The sequence below is a fragment of the Microbacterium azadirachtae genome (assembly GCF_000956505.1).
GTDB classification, from domain to species: domain Bacteria; phylum Actinomycetota; class Actinomycetes; order Actinomycetales; family Microbacteriaceae; genus Microbacterium; species Microbacterium azadirachtae_A.
Genome location: NZ_JYIX01000032.1, coordinates 64,166 through 80,604 on the forward strand (window position 1 = coordinate 64,166; position 16,439 = coordinate 80,604).

The window sequence follows — 16,439 nt, forward strand, 5'->3', positions numbered from 1 at the left end:
CCGCACTGAATCCCGCAGACGCGGAGCTTCGGAGTCGTCTGATGAGGCGATACGCGCGGTATCAAGATGAAGGAGAACCACTCGTGAGCGGGAAGCGCAGCGACAGTCGCGGAGGGAGCAGAGGGAGCGCTCCTTTCCATCGCCATTGGCTCCTCGATGAATCCGCCGGAGCACCGATCTGGAGCATGTTCCTCTTCGCCCTGATCCTCATCGGACTGGGGATTCTCGTGCTCGCGGTGGCGCGACTTGGGTAGCGCGGCGCGAATCAGGCACGAAGGCACTGATCTTCTCGAGCTCGAACACGACGATGAATGGGATGGGGGAACGCTCGGCGCGTCGATCGCGTCGGTCGCCGCGATGATCGGCGTTCAGCTGATCGGTGCCGTCATCGTGGTGATCGGCATCGCCGGGGCCGGGTCTCTCATCGCGAACACCTTCGGGCCGTCGGTCGCAGCGCTCGGGCGTTCCCTCGGATTGGGGTGATCTCAGGCGTCGCCGTGCGGGTCCAGCCGGTTCAGGGTCGCGACGGTCTGCGCGTAGTCGCCGCGCACCTCGCCGAAACGGAGCAGCTTCACGTTCTCCACGAGGATCTCGTGCGCGTCGGGCTGCGCCGCGATGAGGGCCATCGTCTCGTCCACGAAGTCGTCGAGCGGCATCGCGAACGGGCTCTCGCTCTGGCCGGGCATGAGCTCGGTTGCGACGGCGGGCGGAACGAGCTCGAGCACCGAGACGCTCGTGCCGTCGAGCTGCAGCCGGATCGACTCCGACAGCATGTGGATCGCGGCCTTGGTCGCGTTGTAGGTCGGCGTGACGCGCAGCGGGGTGTGCGCGAGCCCGCTCGAGACCGTGACGATCGTCGCGGAGGGGCGGCTCTGCAGATGCTCGATGAGCGCCGCGATGAGCCGGATCGGGCCGAGCAGGTTGGTCGTCACGATCTCCTCGGCGTCGGCGAGGAAGCCGTCGCCACGCCAGTCCTCGACCCGCATGATGCCCGCCATCGCGATGAGCACGTCGAGCTCGGGGTACGACGAGACGACCTCGGCGGCGGCCGTGCGGATGCTCTCGGGATCGGCGGTGTCGATGCGCACGGTGCCGAAGCCGTGCTCGGACGCGAGCCGCGCGAGGAGCTCGGCGCGTCGACCGCCGATGATCACGGTGTTGCCCGCGGACTGCAGGCGCAGCGCGAGGGCGAGGCCGATCCCGCTCGTCGCGCCGGGGATGAAGACGGTGTTTCCGGAGATGTTCATGACTCCAGGCTCGGCGGGATCCGATCCGACGATAAGAGACCGGGTGATCGGGGGATCCGCGATCCCTGGTTGCGGATCCCCCGACGCCGGACAATGGATCCATGGACCGCATCGCCCTGGCCGACTTCCTGCGCCGTCGCAGGGAGGCGCTGCGTCCCGGCGACGTAGGCATGCATGAGGGTGCGCGCCGTCGGGCGCAGGGGCTCCGCCGCGAGGAGGTCGCCCAGCTCACCGGCATGTCCGTCGACTACTACACGCGCCTGGAGCAGCGGCGCGGACCGCAGCCGAGCGAGCAGATGCTCGCCGCCCTCGCCCGTGCGCTGCGGCTCACCGCCGACGAACGCGACTACCTGTTCCGCACCGCGGGGCACTCGGCGCCCGATCGGCACAGCGCGCTGCCGCACGTCGCGCCGGCCCTGCTCAGAGTGCTCGATCGCCTCGACGACACCCCGGCGCTCGTCCTGTCGAACCTCGGCGAGACGCTCGTGGCCAACCGGATGGCGCAGGCCCTGCTCGGCGATCCGTCCGAGCGCACAGGGCTCGCCCGCAGCGACGTCTATCGCTGGTTCACGGATCCCGCCGCCCGGTCGGTGTATCCGGAGGAGGACCACGTGCGGCACGCCCGTGCGCAGGTCGCGGGGCTGCGCGCCGCGTACGGCGCGATGGGGGCCGGATCACGGGCGGGCGAACTCGTGCGCGCGCTGCAGGCGGAGAGCCCCGAGTTCGCCGAGCTCTGGGAACGGCACGAGGTCGCCGTCCGCTTCGAGGATCACAAGACCCTGGTGCACCCCGAACTCGGACCGATCGAGCTCGACTGCCAGGCGCTCTTCACCGAGGACCAGTCGCAGGCCCTGCTCGTGCTCACGGCGCCGCCGCGCACGGACGGCTGGCACAAGCTCCAGCTGCTGTCCGTGATCGGCGCGCAGCGGTTCGAGGCGGCGGCCGAACAGCGCTGACCCGCTGTCTCAGGAGAGCGGGAAGGTCGCCTCGACGCGCAGGCCGCCCTCCGGCCGTGCGGTCAGGACGAGGGATCCGCCCAGCACCTCGACGATCGAGCCCGCGATCGCCAGACCAAGGCCGGATCCGCCGTGCCCACCATCACGCGTGCGGCCGGCGCCGCGCTGGAACGGCTCGACGAGGGTCGCGACCACCGCGGGGTCGAGCCGCTCTCCGGTGTTCTCCACGACGAGCGCGCCCTGGCCGCCGAGGCTGACCGTGCGCACGGACGCGGATCCGCCGGAGTGCAGGTTGTGCACGAGCGCGTTCTGCACGAGGTTCAGGGCGAGCTGGTCGAGCAGCGCCGCGTCCCCGTGCACGATGACCGGATCGCCGACCACGTCGAGACGTACATCGTGGGAGGCCGCGACGTCGTGCAGCAGTTCGACGGCACCCTCCGCGGCGAGCGAGAGGTCGACCGGGGTGCGTGCCGGCGGGCGCGCGTCCAGCCGGGTGAGCAGCAGGAGCGCCTCGGTGAGCGCGATCGCACGCTCGTTCGCCGCGCGGAGGCGCACGAGCAGCTGCGGGACGTCCGGATCCGGATCCGCCTCGGCGACGTCGAGCAGGGCGCGGGTGATCGCGAGCGGCGTGCGCAGCTCATGCGACGCGCTCGCCGCGAACCGGCGCTCGCGCTCCATGTCGTGCTGGATCCGGTCGAGCATGCCGTCGAACACGTCGGCCAGGCGGCGGAACTCGTCATCGCGGCCCGGCAGCGCGATCCGCGCGTCGAGGTCGCCGTCGCGCACCGCCTGCGCGGTCGTGCCGATCACCGTGAGGGGGCGAAGCACCCGGCCGGCGAGGAGCCAGCCGCCGAGCACGCCGAGCGCGATGAGCCCGAGGAGCGCCCAGGTGGCCGGCGGCACGAACGCGCGGATGATGTCCGTGCGGTTCGGCGCCCAACTCGTGCCGTCGATCGGATCGGTGTTGTAGACCGTCCCGTCGGGCACGTAGCGCAGCAACCACAGCGCGACGACGCCGAGCAGCACGGCGCCGGCCACGGCGACGAGCGCCACATAGCTGAGCGTGAGACGCCAGCGCACGGACAGCCCGACGGCCCTGGCGGGACGCAGGGGGAGCGCGGGACTCGGCGGAACCGTTGGGGCCGGCGGAACCGCGGGGCTCGGCGGCGCGTCAGGCATTCCCCGTCCGTCCCGGCGTCGTCGCGTCCGTGGTCTCGTCTGCGGTCTCGTCGCTCTCGCCGCTGATCCCTTCGGCGTCGATTCCCTCGGTACCGATCCGGTAGCCGACGCCCGGCACCGTGAGGATCACCCAGGGCTCGCCGAGCCTCTTGCGCAGCGACGACACCGTGATGCGCACCGCGTTCGTGAACGGATCCGCGTTCTCGTCCCAGGCGCGTTCGAGCAGCTCCTCCGCGCTGATCACTCCGCCGCCGGCCTCGACGAGCACCTGCAGCACGGCGAACTGCTTGCGGGTCAGGGCGACGTAGCGCCCATCGCGGTAGACCTCGCGGCGGAACGGGTCGAGCCGGATCCCCGCCAGCTCGTGCACGGGCGGCGTCGACCGTGGGGCGCGTCGCGCCAGGGCCCTGATCCGCAGGATCAGCTCGCGCATCTCGAACGGCTTGGTCAGGTAGTCGTCGGCGCCGAGCTCGAAGCCGCTCGCCTTGTCGTCCAGGCGATCGGCGGCCGTGAGCATGAGGATGGGCAGTCCGGATCCGGAGGCGACGATCGCCTGCGCGATGGCATCGCCGCTGGGACCGGGGATGTCCCGGTCGAGCACCGCCACGTCATAGGCGTTGATGTCCAGCATCTCCAGGGCGACGTGCCCGTCTCCGGCGGTGTCCGCGGCGATCGCCGCGAGACGCAGCCCATCACGGACCGCTCCGGCCAGGGCGGGTTCGTCCTCCACGATCAGCACTCGCATGCCAGAAGCCTAAGCACACCGGCATATCGCTGGCGTATGCGAAATCGCGTACGGCCGGGCAACGTCCGACTCGATGGGGTGGAGGCATGGACACGAACACCTCTGCTCCGCTCCGACCAGGATCCGCGCCGGACCGGATCCTGCATCGGGATCCGCACGACGACGGCGCACCCACCGCGGCGCTGACTCCCGGCCCGCAGCAGGTGCAGCCGCGGAAGTCCCTGCGACGCCCGCGACTGTTCCGGATCGTCGTGACGCTGACGGTGCTCGCCACGCTGGGAGCCGGCACCGCGGCCGCGGTGATCACGGCCGTCGTCGCGTCGCGGCCGGACTATCCGAGTACGGGTGCGGTCACGGCGGGAGGGGGCGATGGATCCGCCTCGGCACGCAGCGGCGGGACGCCGACCGCCGAGGACGGCTACCTCGCCGACGGCGACTCCGTGTCGCTGTCGGACTCGGTGCCGGCCGTGGCGAACCTGGATCCCGGACTGCGCGAGGCTCTCAGGCAGGCGCTCGCCGCGGCCGAGGGGGACGGACTCGAGCTGCGCGTGGCGAGCGGCTGGCGCTCGAAGGCGTATCAGGCGTGGCTCCTGCGCGACGCCGTGCGCACCTACGGATCCGAGGCGGAGGCGGCGCGCTGGGTGGGCACGCCGGAGACGTCGCTGCACGTCAAGGGCCAGGCGGTCGACATCGGTCCGTACGACTCCGCGGACTGGCTGAACCGTCACGGTGCGCAGTTCGGGCTCTGCCGCACGTACGACAACGAGGCCTGGCACTTCGAACTGAGCCCCTCCGCGATCGACCAGGGCTGCCCGCCGATGTTCCGCGATCCGACCGAGGATCCCCGCATGCGCGGGTGAGCGGCGGTGCGGCCTGACCAGGCGCTCTATTTGTAGAAGCCGTCGCGCAGGTTGATGCCGTGCTCGATCCAGGCTTTGAGAGCCGCGAGCATGCCGGTCCACCCTTCGCAGTTGCCGAAGGCGCTCTTCGCGCCGCCCGCGGTCGCCCGCCAGGTCGACTCGGTGATCGTGACGAGCGTGCGCGCGCCGTCGTCGATCGGGGCGAACTCGAACACCGTGCGCGTGGTGCCGGTGTCGTTGCTGCCGGGAGCCGCCGCCCACTCGATCACGATGCGCTCCGGCGCCTTGGCCTCGATCACGACGACCGGGAAGCGGCCGGGGAAGTCGGCGAAGTCCCAGCTGACATCGGCGTCGGGCTCGAGACGGCCCTGAGCGCCGCCGGTGGTGAAGTAGCGCGAGAGTTGCGCCGGATCGGCCACGGCCTCGTAGACCTCCGCAGGCGGTCGGGAGACGCGGCCCGAGACGGAGAAGGACAATTCGCTGAGCGGAGCCATGTCCGCAGTGACTTCGATCTGAGACATGTTGTAAGGTTACAACATGAATGCGGAGAGGGGAGCCGGCGACGACGATCTCGTCTTCAAGGCACTCGCCGCCCCCGTCCGGCGGAGGATGCTCGATGCCCTGCGCGAGGCGCCGCGAACCACGGGCGAGCTCTGCGCGTGCTTCCCCGAGCTCGACCGCACCACGGTGCTGCAGCATCTGAAAGTGCTCGAGCGCGCCGAACTCGTGATCGGGCGCCGCGAGGGCAGGGAGCGGCACCTCACTCTCGCTCCGCTGCCCATCAAGCGGATCCACGATCGCTGGATCGGGGCCTACGCCGCGGCTGCCGTCCAGCTGCTGGACGACCTCGACCGGGATCTCGACCGGGGCTGACGCCGGGGTCGGGATTCTGGCCGGGCGCGCACCCCGAACGTCTGTCCCCTAGGTCGGATCCTCAGCTCTCCGGGGCCATCTCGAAGTCGTACCAGGCCGGCACGGGGCGGTCGGGGAAGGCCTCGTGCCACAGCGCGGACATGCTCAGCTCGCCCTCGCGGAGGTTGGGCACCTCGAAGCGGCCCTCGAGGATCCGGCCCGCCGTCTCCCGGTCTCCGGCGGCGAGGGCGGCGCGGATCTCCACCACGCGGAACCGGCCGAGCTCGCGCGTCTCCGCGGGCAGGGTCCCGAGCAGGGTGCGCACCTCGTCCGCGCGCCCGTCGGCGAGCAGCGCCTCGGCGAGTTCGAGGGTGAGCGGGACGAGGTCGGGGGCCAGCTCGCGCGCCTCGGCGAGCCGGCCGACGCCCTGCTCCTGCGCCGCGGTGCCGCCGCCGTCGGACTCGCGCAGTGCCAGTGCGAGTCCGCGCAGGGCCCAGGCGTTGCGCCGATGGCGGAGCGACGCCTCGTAGTGCGAGATCGCGGTGCCGTGCTCGCCCCGCGCGTGGGCCGAGACGGCGCGGTGGTAGTGCGTCAGCCAGGTGGCGGGGGCCTCGGCGAGCAGGTGATCCCACTCGTCGCCTGTGACGTAGGAGGCGGGAGCCTCGGACGGATCCGGCTCCATGGTGCCTGCGGGCGCGTTGAGAGCGTCGTCGAGGAGCCCTGCCCAGTAGGCGCCCTCCTCGCCATCGCGGACGAATCGCACGCCGGCGAGAGGCTCGAACGCCGAGCCCGTCCGCGCGGCGAGCTGCTGCTCGAGCGCGCCCCAGGGCGAACCGGCGGAGAGCAGCGCGTCCGGAGCGGTGTCGGCGGCGGCTTCGAGCCGCGCGATGCCGGCGGATCCGGCCGCGTCAGCCGTCTGCAGCACCTGGGCGCCGACCGCCGCGACGTCCTCGGTCCAGGCGCCGTCGAGGCGCGGATCCACGAGCTGCAGCGGCAGGAACGTCTCGGTCCACTCCCACGTCGCGCCCCCGGGCATGCGCAGGTGCTCGTACTGCGTGGTGGCGAGCCCGGCCTGGATCTCGAAGTAGGCGCCGGTCTCGCCGCCGAGCCAGTCGCACCAGTTCCGTCCGCCAGGGGTGTCGCCCCAGACGAAGAGCTTGCGGCCGAGCAGGCGCGCGGTCGAGACGTGCGCGAGGCCGGATCCGTCCGCGTCGACCGCGGCGATCCAGGGGCGGGGCGACGGCGCGGCGTCGTCACCGGCGGCGTCCGCCGCGAGGCCAGGGGCGAGGTCGAAGAAGTAGTCCGCGGCGGCGGGCGCGGATGCGGGGAGGCGCGGATCCGTCTCCGTCAGGTCCACCCGGCCGAGCCTGCCGTCGTAGCCGGTCATGTACGCATGGGTCGCCGGGGCGAACACCCGGCTGCCCTCGCTCTGCGCGACGGCGATGTTGGTCCACCAGTACATCCCGGTCTCGCGCTCGCGGGGGTTGCGCACCCGAACCCGCACGTGCAGCGCTGCGCCGTCGAGCGTCGCGTCGAGCTGCACGATCAGCCCGCGCACGCGCTCGTACTCCCACATCCGCAGGATCGGCTCTCCGTCGGCGCCGGTGATCTCGGCGGCGTACAGCGGGGAGCAGGTCAGCGGCCAGTGCCCGCGCATGCCGATGTTCCACTCCGCGCCGCCGGAGAACCAGGCATCGCGGAGGGCCAGGTTCGCCGGCTGCTGGATCGCGTTGCGGTACACGAGATCGCGCCCTGTGGTCTTGTCGAAGAGGCGCACGAGGCGCCCGCCGAGGTCGAGGGCGAACTCCGCCCGCAGCAGCTCGTTCTCCAGCACCGCGACGCGCATCGGCGCGGGTGTGCGCTCGCGGTCGTAGCCGTCCTGGAGCAGGTACGGATGGATCGACGTGACCTGCCCGTACCGGATGTTCGCCGCCATCTCGGCGGGAAGGCCCTCCGTCGTGGCCTGGTAGGGCGCCACCGGCATCGCCGCGATCGCGGGGAGGGGGTTCGAGGATCCGACAGGGGCGGTGGGGAGGACGACCTGGGTGACGGTCAACGTTGCGCTCATCGTGGACCAGTATCCCCGCTCGGCCTATGCCCCCGGAAGCCCTCACCCCCCGATCCGCCCTTCCTTGTCTCACCCCCACCTCCGAGTCGTCCCTGTCAGCGGAGCCCCTGGCGTGCGCTCACGGGGACGACCCGGATCCGCCCTCACCCTCACCTCCGAGTCGTCCCTGTCAGCGGAGCCCAGAGCGTGCGCTCATGGGGACGACCCAGAGGTGGGCCCGCCGCCCCCGGAGGTCGGGGCGCTGGCTCGGCCTGCCCGCGCCTCTCCGAGTCGTCCCCGCCAGCGGAGCCTCTGGCGTGCGCTCACAGGGACGACCCGGATCCGCCCACACCCCACCTCCAGGTCGTCCCCGCCAGAGGAGCCCCTGGCGTGCGCTCATGGGGACGACCCGAAGGTGGTGGGGTCGTGGGGGCGCGTACGCTGGGCGGGTGCCCGAGTTCCCGTATGCGCGGCTGCGTCGGTTCCCCGACGTGGAGGCGCCGAACCTTCAGGCGTGGGACGCGACGGACGAACTGCTCGTCGCACGGGCGCTGACCTTGGCGGCCGAGCGCGGGATCGACGGATCCGCGATCGCGGTCATCGGCGACGGGTACGGCGCGCTCACGCTGGCGCTGACCGCGGCCGGCCTCGACGGCGTGCGCGTGCACCAGGATCTGGTGACCGGGCGCCGGGCGCTCGCTCGCAACGCGGCCGAGCTCGGAGCCACGCGCTTCGTCCCGCACGAGCTCGATGCCGAGCTGCTGCGCGGAGCGCGGCTCGTGCTGCTGCAGCTTCCGAAGGGTCTCGCCGAGCTCGAGGAGATCGCGGACGCGGTCGCGCGCGCCGCGGCGCCCGATGCCGTGCTGCTCGCCGGCGGACGCGTGAAGCACATGACCCTGGCGCAGAACGACCTGCTCGCCCGCTACTTCGGCCAGGTGCAGCCGCAGCGTGCGGAGCGGAAGTCGCGCCTCATCGTCGCGACGGATCCGCTGCCCGTGCCACAGGAACCGCCGTTCCCGTTGTCGACGACGCATCCCGAATACGGCCTCACACTGTGCGCGCACGGCGGGGCGTTCGCCGGAGACCGCATCGACATCGGCACCCGCGTGCTGCTCGACGTGATGCACGACCGCGCCGCCGAACTCACCGCACCCTCCGGGCGCGAGGGATTCACCGCCGTCGATCTGGGCTGCGGAACGGGCGCACTCGCGGCGTCCCTCGCGCTCGCGGTTCCCGACGCCCGCATCATCGCGACCGACCGTTCCGCTGCTGCCGTGCGCTCGGCCCGCGCCACGATGGTCGCGAACGGGGTCGCCGATCGGGTGACCGTGACGCTCGACGATTCCGGATCCGAGATCCCCGACGGATCCGTCGACCTCGTGCTGCTGAATCCGCCGTTCCACCTCGGCGCGACCGTGCACGAGGGCGCCGGGCGCCGCCTCATCGACGCGGCCGCGCGCATGCTCCGCCCCGGCGGAGAGGTCTGGACCGTGTTCAACTCGCACCTCGACCACCGTCGTGCGCTCGCCGCCGCCGTCGGTGACACGGAACAGCTCGCGCGCACGCCGAAGTTCACCGTGACGCGGTCCGTGCACCGCTGAACGAACCCGACGCCGCGAGCCTCGAACCAGCCCGGGAACAGGCCCCCGAATCAGCCCGGATCCAGCCCAGATCCAGCCCAGATCCAGCTCCCGAACGAGCGCGCACACCCTACGTCATCGACCTCGGATTTGCCACGGGATCAGGTTCTCGTTACGTTGGAATGCGGGCCTGACGGCCCAAGACCAGTCCGCGGCCGCGTCCTTCTTTCGATTCTGCTGTGCACGAAGAGGCGTGGGCGTACGGTCGATGATCTCTGCTGAGGATCCGAAATCCTCCTCCTGCGCCGCCAGCATGGCTTCCTTCGAAACGGCCCTGTGATCATCACCCGGGCGAGACCGATGCAGGCCTCCCCGATGGGTGAGGCCGCGGGGGAAACGTGTCCGAAACCGCTCTGGAAGCGCGTCATCTGTTCAAGGTGTTCGGGAAGAATCCGAACCAGGCCATCCGCCGGCTGAAGGCCGGCGAGAGCCGATCCGAGGTCGCCGACGCCGGCACCGCCGCCGTCATCGACGCGAGCTTCACCGTCAACCGCGGCGAAATCTTCGTCATCATGGGACTGTCCGGATCCGGCAAGTCCACGATCATCCGCATGCTCAACGGACTGCACGACGCGACGGACGGATCCGTCCTCGTCGCGGGGGATCCGATCACCGGTATTCCGGCCTCGCGCCTGCGCGAGATCCGCCGCGACCGCGTCTCGATGGTGTTCCAGCACTTCGCCCTGCTACCGCACCGCACCGTCGCCGCGAACGTCGCGTACCCGCTCGAGCTGAAGGGCATCGGCAAAGCCGAGCGCCTGGCCAAGGCCGAGGAGATCCTGGGCCTCGTGGGACTTACGGGGCAAGGCGAGAAGCTTCCCTCCGAGCTCTCCGGAGGCATGCAGCAGCGCGTCGGCATCGCCCGTGCGCTCGCCGCCGACACCGACATCCTGCTGATGGACGAAGCGTTCAGCGCGCTGGATCCGCTCATCCGCCGGGAGATGCAGGAGCAGCTGCTCGAACTGCAGCAGAAGCTGCAGAAGACCATCGTGTTCATCACGCACGATCTGAACGAGGCCATGTTCCTCGGCGATCGCATCGCCGTGATGCGCGACGGCCGCATCGTGCAGATCGGCACGCCGGAGGACATCCTCACGGATCCGGCCAACAGCTACGTCGAGCAGTTCGTGCAGGACGTCGATCGCGCCCGCGTGCTCACCGCCGCGAACGTCATGGAGCGCCCGCGCCCCGTCGTCTCGGAGAACGCCGGCCCTCGCACCGCGCTCAAGCAGATGCGCGACGCGTTCATGTCGGCGACGTACGTCGTCGGCCGCGACCGCAAGCTCATCGGCATCGTCACCGACCGTGACGTCGTCAAGCTGATCCGCCGCGGCGAGAGCACCCTCACCTCGGTGCTCAAGCCCGCGGCGCAGGTGGTCGACGAGGACGAGATCCTGATGAACCTGTTCATCCCCGCGGTCGAGTCGCCGCTGCCGCTCGCCGTGGCCGACGCGGAGGGCCGCCTCGTCGGCGTCATCCCGCGCGTCACCCTGCTCGCGGCGCTCGGCCCGGGTTCGGGCGCCACGGGCGAGATCAACCTGCCGGTGCTGCCGCTGCCGCAGGCGGAGGTCGACGCCGTCCTCGACGACGGCTGGACCGCCGAGACCTCGCCGAACACACCGCACACGCCGGACGCGCCGACCGAGGAGGTCACCCGATGAACGTCCTTCCGATCGGATCCTGGGTCGCTGTCGCGGTCGACTGGATCAAGGCCAACCTCGACGGGCTGCTGCACGTCGTCTCGACCGTGGTGTCCTTCCTCGTCGACGGCCTGAGCTTCGTGCTCCTGATGCCGTGGTTCTACGTCGTCATCATCATCGCCGCGCTCATCGCCTGGCTCGTCCGCTCCTGGCGCCTGGCCATCGGCACCGTGATCTCGTTCGGGCTCATCGTCGCGATGGGCCTGTGGGTCCCCGCGATGCAGACGCTCGCGCTGGTGCTCGTCGCCGGCGCGGTCGCGGTGCTGATCGCGATCCCGCTCGGCATCTGGTCCGCGCGCAACGCGACCGTGCGCGCGGTGCTCAAGCCCGCACTCGACTTCATGCAGACGATGCCCGCCTTCGTCTACCTCATCCCCGCGATCGTCTTCTTCAGCATCGGCGTCGTGCCGGGCCTCGTGGCCACGGTCATCTTCGCCCTGCCCCCGGGGGTGCGCTTCACCGAGCTCGGCATCCGCGGTGTGGACTCCGAGACGGTCGAGGCCGGACAGTCGTTCGGTGCGACGCCGGGCCAGATCCTGCGCGGGATCCAGCTGCCGCTCGCGATGCCGACGATCCTCGCCGGCGTCAACCAGGTCATCATGCTCTCGCTGTCGATGGCCGTCATCGCCGGAATGGCCGGTGCCGACGGGCTCGGCAAGCTCGTGGTCGAGGCGATCTCGACCGTCAACATCGCCAAGGGCGTCGAGGCGGGTCTCGGCGTCGTGCTGATCGCGGTCTTCCTCGACCGGGTCACCGCCTCACTCGGGTCGCTCGGCGAGCACCCGGCCTCGCTGCTGGGGATGATGGCGCGCCGCCGCACCGCGCGGCGCCTCGCGGCCGCTCCGGCCGTCGCCGTCACCACCCCGGAACAGCCCGCCGAAGAGAAGGAGCTGCAGAATGCGTAAGAGCAGGATCACCGCCCTCGCCGCCCTCGGCGTCGCGGCCGCCCTCACCCTGGCCGGATGCGCGAGCGATGGCGCAGGAGGCACGCTCGAGATGGCGGGCAAGGCTCCGTCGCACGATGCGGGCTCCGGCGACAAGGGCACGATCACGATCGGCTTCCTGCCCAGCTGGACGGACGGGCTGAGCACCGCGTACCTGCTGCAGGACCAGCTCGGCAAGATGGGCTACGACGTGAAGATGCAGACGCTGTCCGACGCGGGCCCGCTGTACGCGGGGCTCTCGCAGGGCGATGTGGACATCTTCCCGTCGGCATGGCCCGAGGTGACCCAGAAGGCGTACATGGATCAGTACAAGGGGGTGATCGAGGACCTCGGCACGTACTACGGGAACGCCCGCCTCACCATCGCGGTGCCGACCTACTCCGACATCGACTCGATCGACCAGCTCAAGGGCAACGCTTCGACCTTCGGCGGCAAGATCATCGGCATCGAGCCCGGCGCCGGCCTCACCGCCCAGACCCAGAAGATGATGCCAGAGTACGGCCTGGACGGCGAGTACCAGCTGGTCACCTCGTCGACCGCCGCGATGCTCACCGAGCTGAAGTCGGCGACCGAGAAGAAGCAGGACATCGCGGTCACCCTGTGGCGTCCGTTCTGGGCCAACAGCGCCTTCCCGGTGAAGGACCTCAAGGATCCGAAGGGCGCGATGGGCAAGCCGGAGGGGCTGCACTTCCTCGGCGCGAAGGGCTTCGCCGAGAAGCATCCCGAGGTGGCGGAGATGATCGGGAAGATCAAGCTCGACGACGCGCAGTACGGCTCGCTCGAGGACGTGGTCGTGAACCAGTTCGGCGAGGGCAAGGAGCCCCAGGCGATCGACAAGTGGATCCAGGAGCACGGCGGCGACTTCGACTGGGTGCAGAAGTAGCACCCAGCGGGGCAGTCGCCCGCTGATACCGGCCTCGGTCCTTCCCGGATCGGGGCCGGTATGCTGTACCCCCATGGGGTATCGAATCCGGGCCGGGAGCACGTCGTCGACGTGGTCGTCGGCGATCCTGCTCCTCGTCGCGGCGCTGATCGCCGGACTCCTCGGGATGCACGTGCTCGCCGGGCACGGGTCCCCGTCGGCGGGCGCGGAGCCGGGGTCGCACGCGGCGATGGCCGGGGCGGCGGTGTCGGCGATCGCAGTGGAGCCGGTGTCGGCGATGGCCGGGGCGGCGGTGCCTGCGATGGCGGCCGAAACGGGCGTGCTCGCGACCGCGGCGGACCACGACGCGGCGGCCGGTCCCGGTCACGGGTGCGCGGACTGCGCCGAGCACGCCGCGATGGCCGAGGCCTGCGTGCTCGCCCCTGTCGTACCCGTCGCACTGCCGGGGCCGCCCGCCGAGGACCTCCGTCCCGTGCTCGCCGCAGGGGTCGCCGCCTCCCCGGCGAACGATCCCGCGGATCCGCGCCCTCCGAGCATCGCGGAGCTCTGCATCAGTCGCAGATGAGCCGATGCCCGGTGCGTCTCGCAGTCCCCGGTTTCCGCGGGCCGACGCACCGGAGCGGCTTCGCGCCCGCCGTCCGGCGGCGCGCGTCATCGACGACGAAAGCAGAGAACGACATGACCATCCGCACCCTCCACCGCGCCCTCGCGATCGGGACCATCGCCCTCGCCGGGGTCGTCCTCACCGCCTGCGCGCCCACGACCGACAACTCCGGGATGCCAGGGATGTCGCACGGCGCGACTGCCCCGGCGACCGGATCCGCCCAGGGCTCCGCGAACGACGCCGACGCGATGTTCGCGACCATGATGATCGATCACCACCAGCAGGCGATCGACATGAGCGACACGCTCCTCGCCAAGACCGGCGTCGATGCGCGCGTCGTCGACCTCGCGACCAGGATCAAGGACGCGCAGACGCCCGAGATCACGAAGATGCGCGGCTGGCTCGCCGACTGGGGCGTGCCGTCCGCGTCGGCCGGATCCATGAGCCATGGCGACGGCATGATGAGCGAGGCCGACATGGCGGCGCTCGAGGCGGCCCCTGGTGCCGAGGCGGGGAAGCTGTTCCTGCAGCAGATGATCGTGCACCACGAGGGCGCGGTCGACATGGCCCGCACCGAGAAGGCGGACGGCGCGGATCCCCTCGCCGTGGCCCTCGCGAGCACGATCATCGACGCCCAGACCGCCGAGATCGCCGAGATGAAGAGCCTGCTCGCCGCGCTCTGACCCGGGCCCCGGCCCTTCCTCGGCTGGGCCCGGTTCGAGACGCGCGCGGTCCGGTTCGCGACCGGTTCGCGGCCCGGCCCGGCCCGGTTCGCCCCGGTTCGAGACGCGCGACGCCTGCATGACCTTGCCACGGATGCACGACCGGATCCGCGATCGGATCGTGCACGCGTCGCGACGTCGTGCAGGTGTCGCGTGCGGAGCGCAGCGAAAGGCCACCCACCTTCGGGTCGTCCCCATCAGCGGAGCCCCTGGGGCGCGCTCACGGGGACGACTCGAAATGCCGGGCGGCGTAGTTCCGGCCCCGCGTTCCCACCTTCGGGTCGTCCCCGCCAGCGGAGCCCCTGGGGTGCGCTCACGGGGACGACTCGAAAGTGGGTGGCGGAGGCCCGAAGGACAGGGGGGAGACCAGCTAGTCGGATCCGGGGTCCGCGCGTAGCCTTCCGGTATGGACGGCTTCGCGGCGGTCGACTTCGGCTTCGCGCGTGAGGTGCTCCAGCGGGGCATCGCGGCGCTGTATCTGATCGCCTTCGTCAGCACGCTGAACCAGTTCCGCGCGCTGCTGGGCGAGCACGGACTGCTGCCGGCGCCGGAGCTCCTCGCCTGGGCCGGATCCTCCCCGCGCGCCCGCCGGCTCCTGCGGCCGACGCTGTTCCTTCGGGTCCGGTACACGGACCGACGGCTCGCGGCCCTGTGCATCGCGGGGATCGTCGTGTCTGCGGCGCTCGCGGCAGGCCTGCCGCAGCTCGCGCCGCCGTGGGTGCCGATGGCGTGCTTCCTGCTGCTGTGGCTCGGATACATGTCGATCTCCTCGATCGGGCAGACGTTCTACGGCTTCGGCTGGGAGATGCTGCTGCTCGAGGCCGGGTTCCTCGCCGCGTTCCTGGGATCCGCGTCGCAGCCGCCGCCGACCGTGATCATCGTGCTGTTCTGGTGGCTCGTGATCCGGCTCGAGTTCGGCGCGGGGATGATCAAGATCCGCGGCGGTCGCGAGTGGCGCGACCTCACCGCGCTCATGTACCACCACGAGACGCAGCCCATGCCGGGACCGCTCAGCCGGCAGGCGCACCTGCTGCCGCGGTGGTTCCACCGCCTCGAGGTGATCGGCAACCACGTCGCGCAGCTCGGAGCGCCCTGGCTCCTGCTCGCGCCGATCCTGGGCCTGTGGATCCCCGGCGCGTCGACGGGCTCAGCGAACTGGCCGGCGATCGTGGGGGCGGCGGGCGCCGCCGTGGTGATCGCGACGCAGCTCTGGCTCGTCCTCACCGGCAACTTCGCGTGGCTGAACTGGGCGACGATCGTGATCGCGTTCTCCGCGGTCGGGATCCCGACGGGCGCGCCGCGCCCTGCGGCCACGATCCCGCCCTGGACGATCGACGGCCTGTCGCTGCCCTGGTTCGTCGTGACCTCGGCGGTGGCCGTGCTCTACGCGTGGCTCTCGGTGCCGGCGGTGCGGAACCTGTTCTCGCGCAGCCAGGCGATGAACGCTTCGTTCAACCGCTGGCAGCTCGCGAACGCGTACGGCGCCTTCGGAACCGTCACGAAGGAGCGGATCGAGATCGTCGTGGAGGGCACGATGCAGCAGGAGGCGGACCCGGATCCGCACGCGGGCGAGTGGCGCGAGTACGGCTTCCGCGGCAAACCGGGCGAGCTGCACCGCATTCCAGGGCTGTTCGCGCCGTACCACCTGCGCCTGGACTGGCTGATGTGGTTCCTGCCGCTGGGCCGGATGCACGAGGACTGGTTCGCGATGCTCCTCGTGCGACTGCTCGAGGCGGATGCGCCCACGCTGCGGCTGCTGCGACACGACCCCTTCGCGGGGGAGCGGCCGCACCAGGTGCGGGCCGTCGCCTACCGCTATCGGTTCACGACACGCGCCCAGCATCGAGAGAGCGGGCGCGTGTGGATCCGCGATCGCCGCCGGGTGGTGGTGCGCCCGCTGTCGCTGGGCGACGGCTAGCGCGGTCGGCGCGGACCACAGCCGCTCGGACCCGCCGCACGGCCCGGGAGCGCAGCCCGCAACGCAGCCCCGCAACGCGGCACCGCCGCCATATCGTGCCTGTATCGAAATCCGGATACGCTCCGGCAACCGACCGCTCGCT

Annotated in this window: 16 protein-coding genes; 11 read left to right on the top strand and 5 right to left on the bottom strand. The window is 71.2% G+C overall.

Annotation, left to right across the window (positions count from 1 at the left end; translation table 11 throughout):
- Positions 1-246 precede the first annotated feature (246 nt).
- The gene (locus RS86_RS07480; protein ID WP_045271602.1) at positions 247-483 is read left to right on the top strand and encodes a hypothetical protein; all 237 of its coding nucleotides are present in this window, start codon (positions 247-249) and stop codon (positions 481-483) included.
- A 2-nt stretch (positions 484-485) separates the two neighbouring features.
- On the opposite strand, the gene RS86_RS07485 is transcribed toward RS86_RS07480, so the two are convergent.
- Complete coding sequence (locus tag RS86_RS07485; RefSeq protein WP_045271603.1) at positions 486-1,247, bottom strand: SDR family oxidoreductase; 762 nt, start codon at positions 1,245-1,247, stop codon at positions 486-488.
- Positions 1,248-1,348: 101 nt separating this feature from the next.
- On the opposite strand from RS86_RS07485, the gene RS86_RS07490 reads away from it, so the two are divergent.
- Entirely contained in the window at positions 1,349-2,203 is an 855-nt protein-coding gene (locus tag RS86_RS07490) for a helix-turn-helix transcriptional regulator (RefSeq protein WP_045271604.1), read from the top strand.
- Positions 2,204-2,212: 9 nt separating this feature from the next.
- On the opposite strand, the gene RS86_RS07495 is transcribed toward RS86_RS07490, so the two are convergent.
- Positions 2,213-3,382: a sensor histidine kinase gene (locus RS86_RS07495; RefSeq protein WP_082076652.1), complete on the bottom strand. Its 1,170-nt coding sequence runs from the start codon at positions 3,380-3,382 to the stop codon at positions 2,213-2,215.
- Positions 3,375-4,127 carry a response regulator transcription factor gene (locus tag RS86_RS07500; protein WP_082076653.1) on the bottom strand — a complete coding sequence of 251 codons (753 nt, stop codon included), beginning with the start codon at positions 4,125-4,127 and terminating at the stop codon, positions 3,375-3,377. The genes RS86_RS07495 and RS86_RS07500 overlap by 8 nt, the downstream gene beginning before the upstream one ends.
- A gap of 86 nt (positions 4,128-4,213) precedes the next feature.
- Here RS86_RS07500 and RS86_RS20130 point away from each other — a divergent pair, with 86 nt between their 5' ends.
- Positions 4,214-4,987: a M15 family metallopeptidase gene (locus RS86_RS20130; RefSeq protein WP_082076654.1), complete on the top strand. Its 774-nt coding sequence runs from the start codon at positions 4,214-4,216 to the stop codon at positions 4,985-4,987.
- Between the two features lie 26 nt (positions 4,988-5,013).
- Here the strand turns inward: RS86_RS20130 and RS86_RS07510 are convergent, their stop codons facing one another.
- Positions 5,014-5,508 carry an SRPBCC domain-containing protein gene (locus RS86_RS07510; RefSeq protein ID WP_235281682.1) on the bottom strand — a complete coding sequence of 165 codons (495 nt, stop codon included), beginning with the start codon at positions 5,506-5,508 and terminating at the stop codon, positions 5,014-5,016.
- 16 nt (positions 5,509-5,524) lie between these two features.
- Between RS86_RS07510 and RS86_RS07515 the strand changes: the two genes are divergently transcribed.
- The gene (locus RS86_RS07515) at positions 5,525-5,860 is read left to right on the top strand and encodes an ArsR/SmtB family transcription factor (protein WP_045271606.1); all 336 of its coding nucleotides are present in this window, start codon (positions 5,525-5,527) and stop codon (positions 5,858-5,860) included.
- 61 nt (positions 5,861-5,921) lie between these two features.
- Here the strand turns inward: RS86_RS07515 and RS86_RS07520 are convergent, their stop codons facing one another.
- Positions 5,922-7,907 carry a DUF5107 domain-containing protein gene (locus RS86_RS07520; RefSeq protein ID WP_045271607.1) on the bottom strand — a complete coding sequence of 662 codons (1,986 nt, stop codon included), beginning with the start codon at positions 7,905-7,907 and terminating at the stop codon, positions 5,922-5,924.
- Positions 7,908-8,335: 428 nt separating this feature from the next.
- Here RS86_RS07520 and RS86_RS07525 point away from each other — a divergent pair, with 428 nt between their 5' ends.
- The 7 genes from RS86_RS07525 to RS86_RS07555 all read left to right on the top strand — a co-directional run bounded on the left by RS86_RS07525 (position 8,336) and on the right by RS86_RS07555 (position 16,297).
- Entirely contained in the window at positions 8,336-9,487 is a 1,152-nt protein-coding gene (locus RS86_RS07525; protein WP_045271608.1) for a class I SAM-dependent methyltransferase, read from the top strand.
- 377 nt (positions 9,488-9,864) lie between these two features.
- Positions 9,865-11,187: a quaternary amine ABC transporter ATP-binding protein gene (locus RS86_RS07530; RefSeq protein WP_045271609.1), complete on the top strand. Its 1,323-nt coding sequence runs from the start codon at positions 9,865-9,867 to the stop codon at positions 11,185-11,187.
- The gene (locus tag RS86_RS07535) at positions 11,184-12,131 is read left to right on the top strand and encodes an ABC transporter permease (protein WP_045271610.1); all 948 of its coding nucleotides are present in this window, start codon (positions 11,184-11,186) and stop codon (positions 12,129-12,131) included. Before RS86_RS07530 ends, RS86_RS07535 begins: the two co-directional genes overlap by 4 nt.
- Positions 12,124-13,053, top strand: coding sequence for a glycine betaine ABC transporter substrate-binding protein (locus tag RS86_RS07540; RefSeq protein ID WP_045271611.1), 930 nt, complete (start codon positions 12,124-12,126; stop codon positions 13,051-13,053). The genes RS86_RS07535 and RS86_RS07540 overlap by 8 nt, the downstream gene beginning before the upstream one ends.
- 73 nt (positions 13,054-13,126) lie before the next feature.
- Positions 13,127-13,618: a hypothetical protein gene (locus RS86_RS07545; RefSeq protein WP_052680141.1), complete on the top strand. Its 492-nt coding sequence runs from the start codon at positions 13,127-13,129 to the stop codon at positions 13,616-13,618.
- 113 nt (positions 13,619-13,731) lie between these two features.
- Positions 13,732-14,340, top strand: a complete 609-nt coding sequence (locus tag RS86_RS07550; RefSeq protein WP_045271612.1) for a DUF305 domain-containing protein — start codon at positions 13,732-13,734, stop codon at positions 14,338-14,340.
- A 445-nt stretch (positions 14,341-14,785) separates the two neighbouring features.
- Positions 14,786-16,297: a lipase maturation factor family protein gene (locus tag RS86_RS07555; RefSeq protein ID WP_045271613.1), complete on the top strand. Its 1,512-nt coding sequence runs from the start codon at positions 14,786-14,788 to the stop codon at positions 16,295-16,297.
- Positions 16,298-16,439 lie beyond the last annotated feature (142 nt).

Coding starts and splice junctions, on each gene's coding strand:
- RS86_RS07555 (WP_045271613.1), top strand. CDS start 14,786: ATGGACGGCTTCGCGGCGGTCGACTTCGGCTTCGCGCGTGAGGTGCTC.
- RS86_RS07490 (WP_045271604.1), top strand. CDS start 1,349: ATGGACCGCATCGCCCTGGCCGACTTCCTGCGCCGTCGCAGGGAGGCG.
- RS86_RS07510 (WP_235281682.1), bottom strand. CDS start 5,508: ATGTCTCAGATCGAAGTCACTGCGGACATGGCTCCGCTCAGCGAATTG.
- RS86_RS07495 (WP_082076652.1), bottom strand. CDS start 3,382: ATGCCTGACGCGCCGCCGAGCCCCGCGGTTCCGCCGGCCCCAACGGTT.
- RS86_RS07540 (WP_045271611.1), top strand. CDS start 12,124: ATGCGTAAGAGCAGGATCACCGCCCTCGCCGCCCTCGGCGTCGCGGCC.
- RS86_RS07500 (WP_082076653.1), bottom strand. CDS start 4,127: ATGCGAGTGCTGATCGTGGAGGACGAACCCGCCCTGGCCGGAGCGGTC.
- RS86_RS07485 (WP_045271603.1), bottom strand. CDS start 1,247: ATGAACATCTCCGGAAACACCGTCTTCATCCCCGGCGCGACGAGCGGG.
- RS86_RS20130 (WP_082076654.1), top strand. CDS start 4,214: ATGGACACGAACACCTCTGCTCCGCTCCGACCAGGATCCGCGCCGGAC.
- RS86_RS07535 (WP_045271610.1), top strand. CDS start 11,184: ATGAACGTCCTTCCGATCGGATCCTGGGTCGCTGTCGCGGTCGACTGG.
- RS86_RS07520 (WP_045271607.1), bottom strand. CDS start 7,907: ATGAGCGCAACGTTGACCGTCACCCAGGTCGTCCTCCCCACCGCCCCT.
- RS86_RS07545 (WP_052680141.1), top strand. CDS start 13,127: ATGGGGTATCGAATCCGGGCCGGGAGCACGTCGTCGACGTGGTCGTCG.
- RS86_RS07550 (WP_045271612.1), top strand. CDS start 13,732: ATGACCATCCGCACCCTCCACCGCGCCCTCGCGATCGGGACCATCGCC.
- RS86_RS07515 (WP_045271606.1), top strand. CDS start 5,525: ATGAATGCGGAGAGGGGAGCCGGCGACGACGATCTCGTCTTCAAGGCA.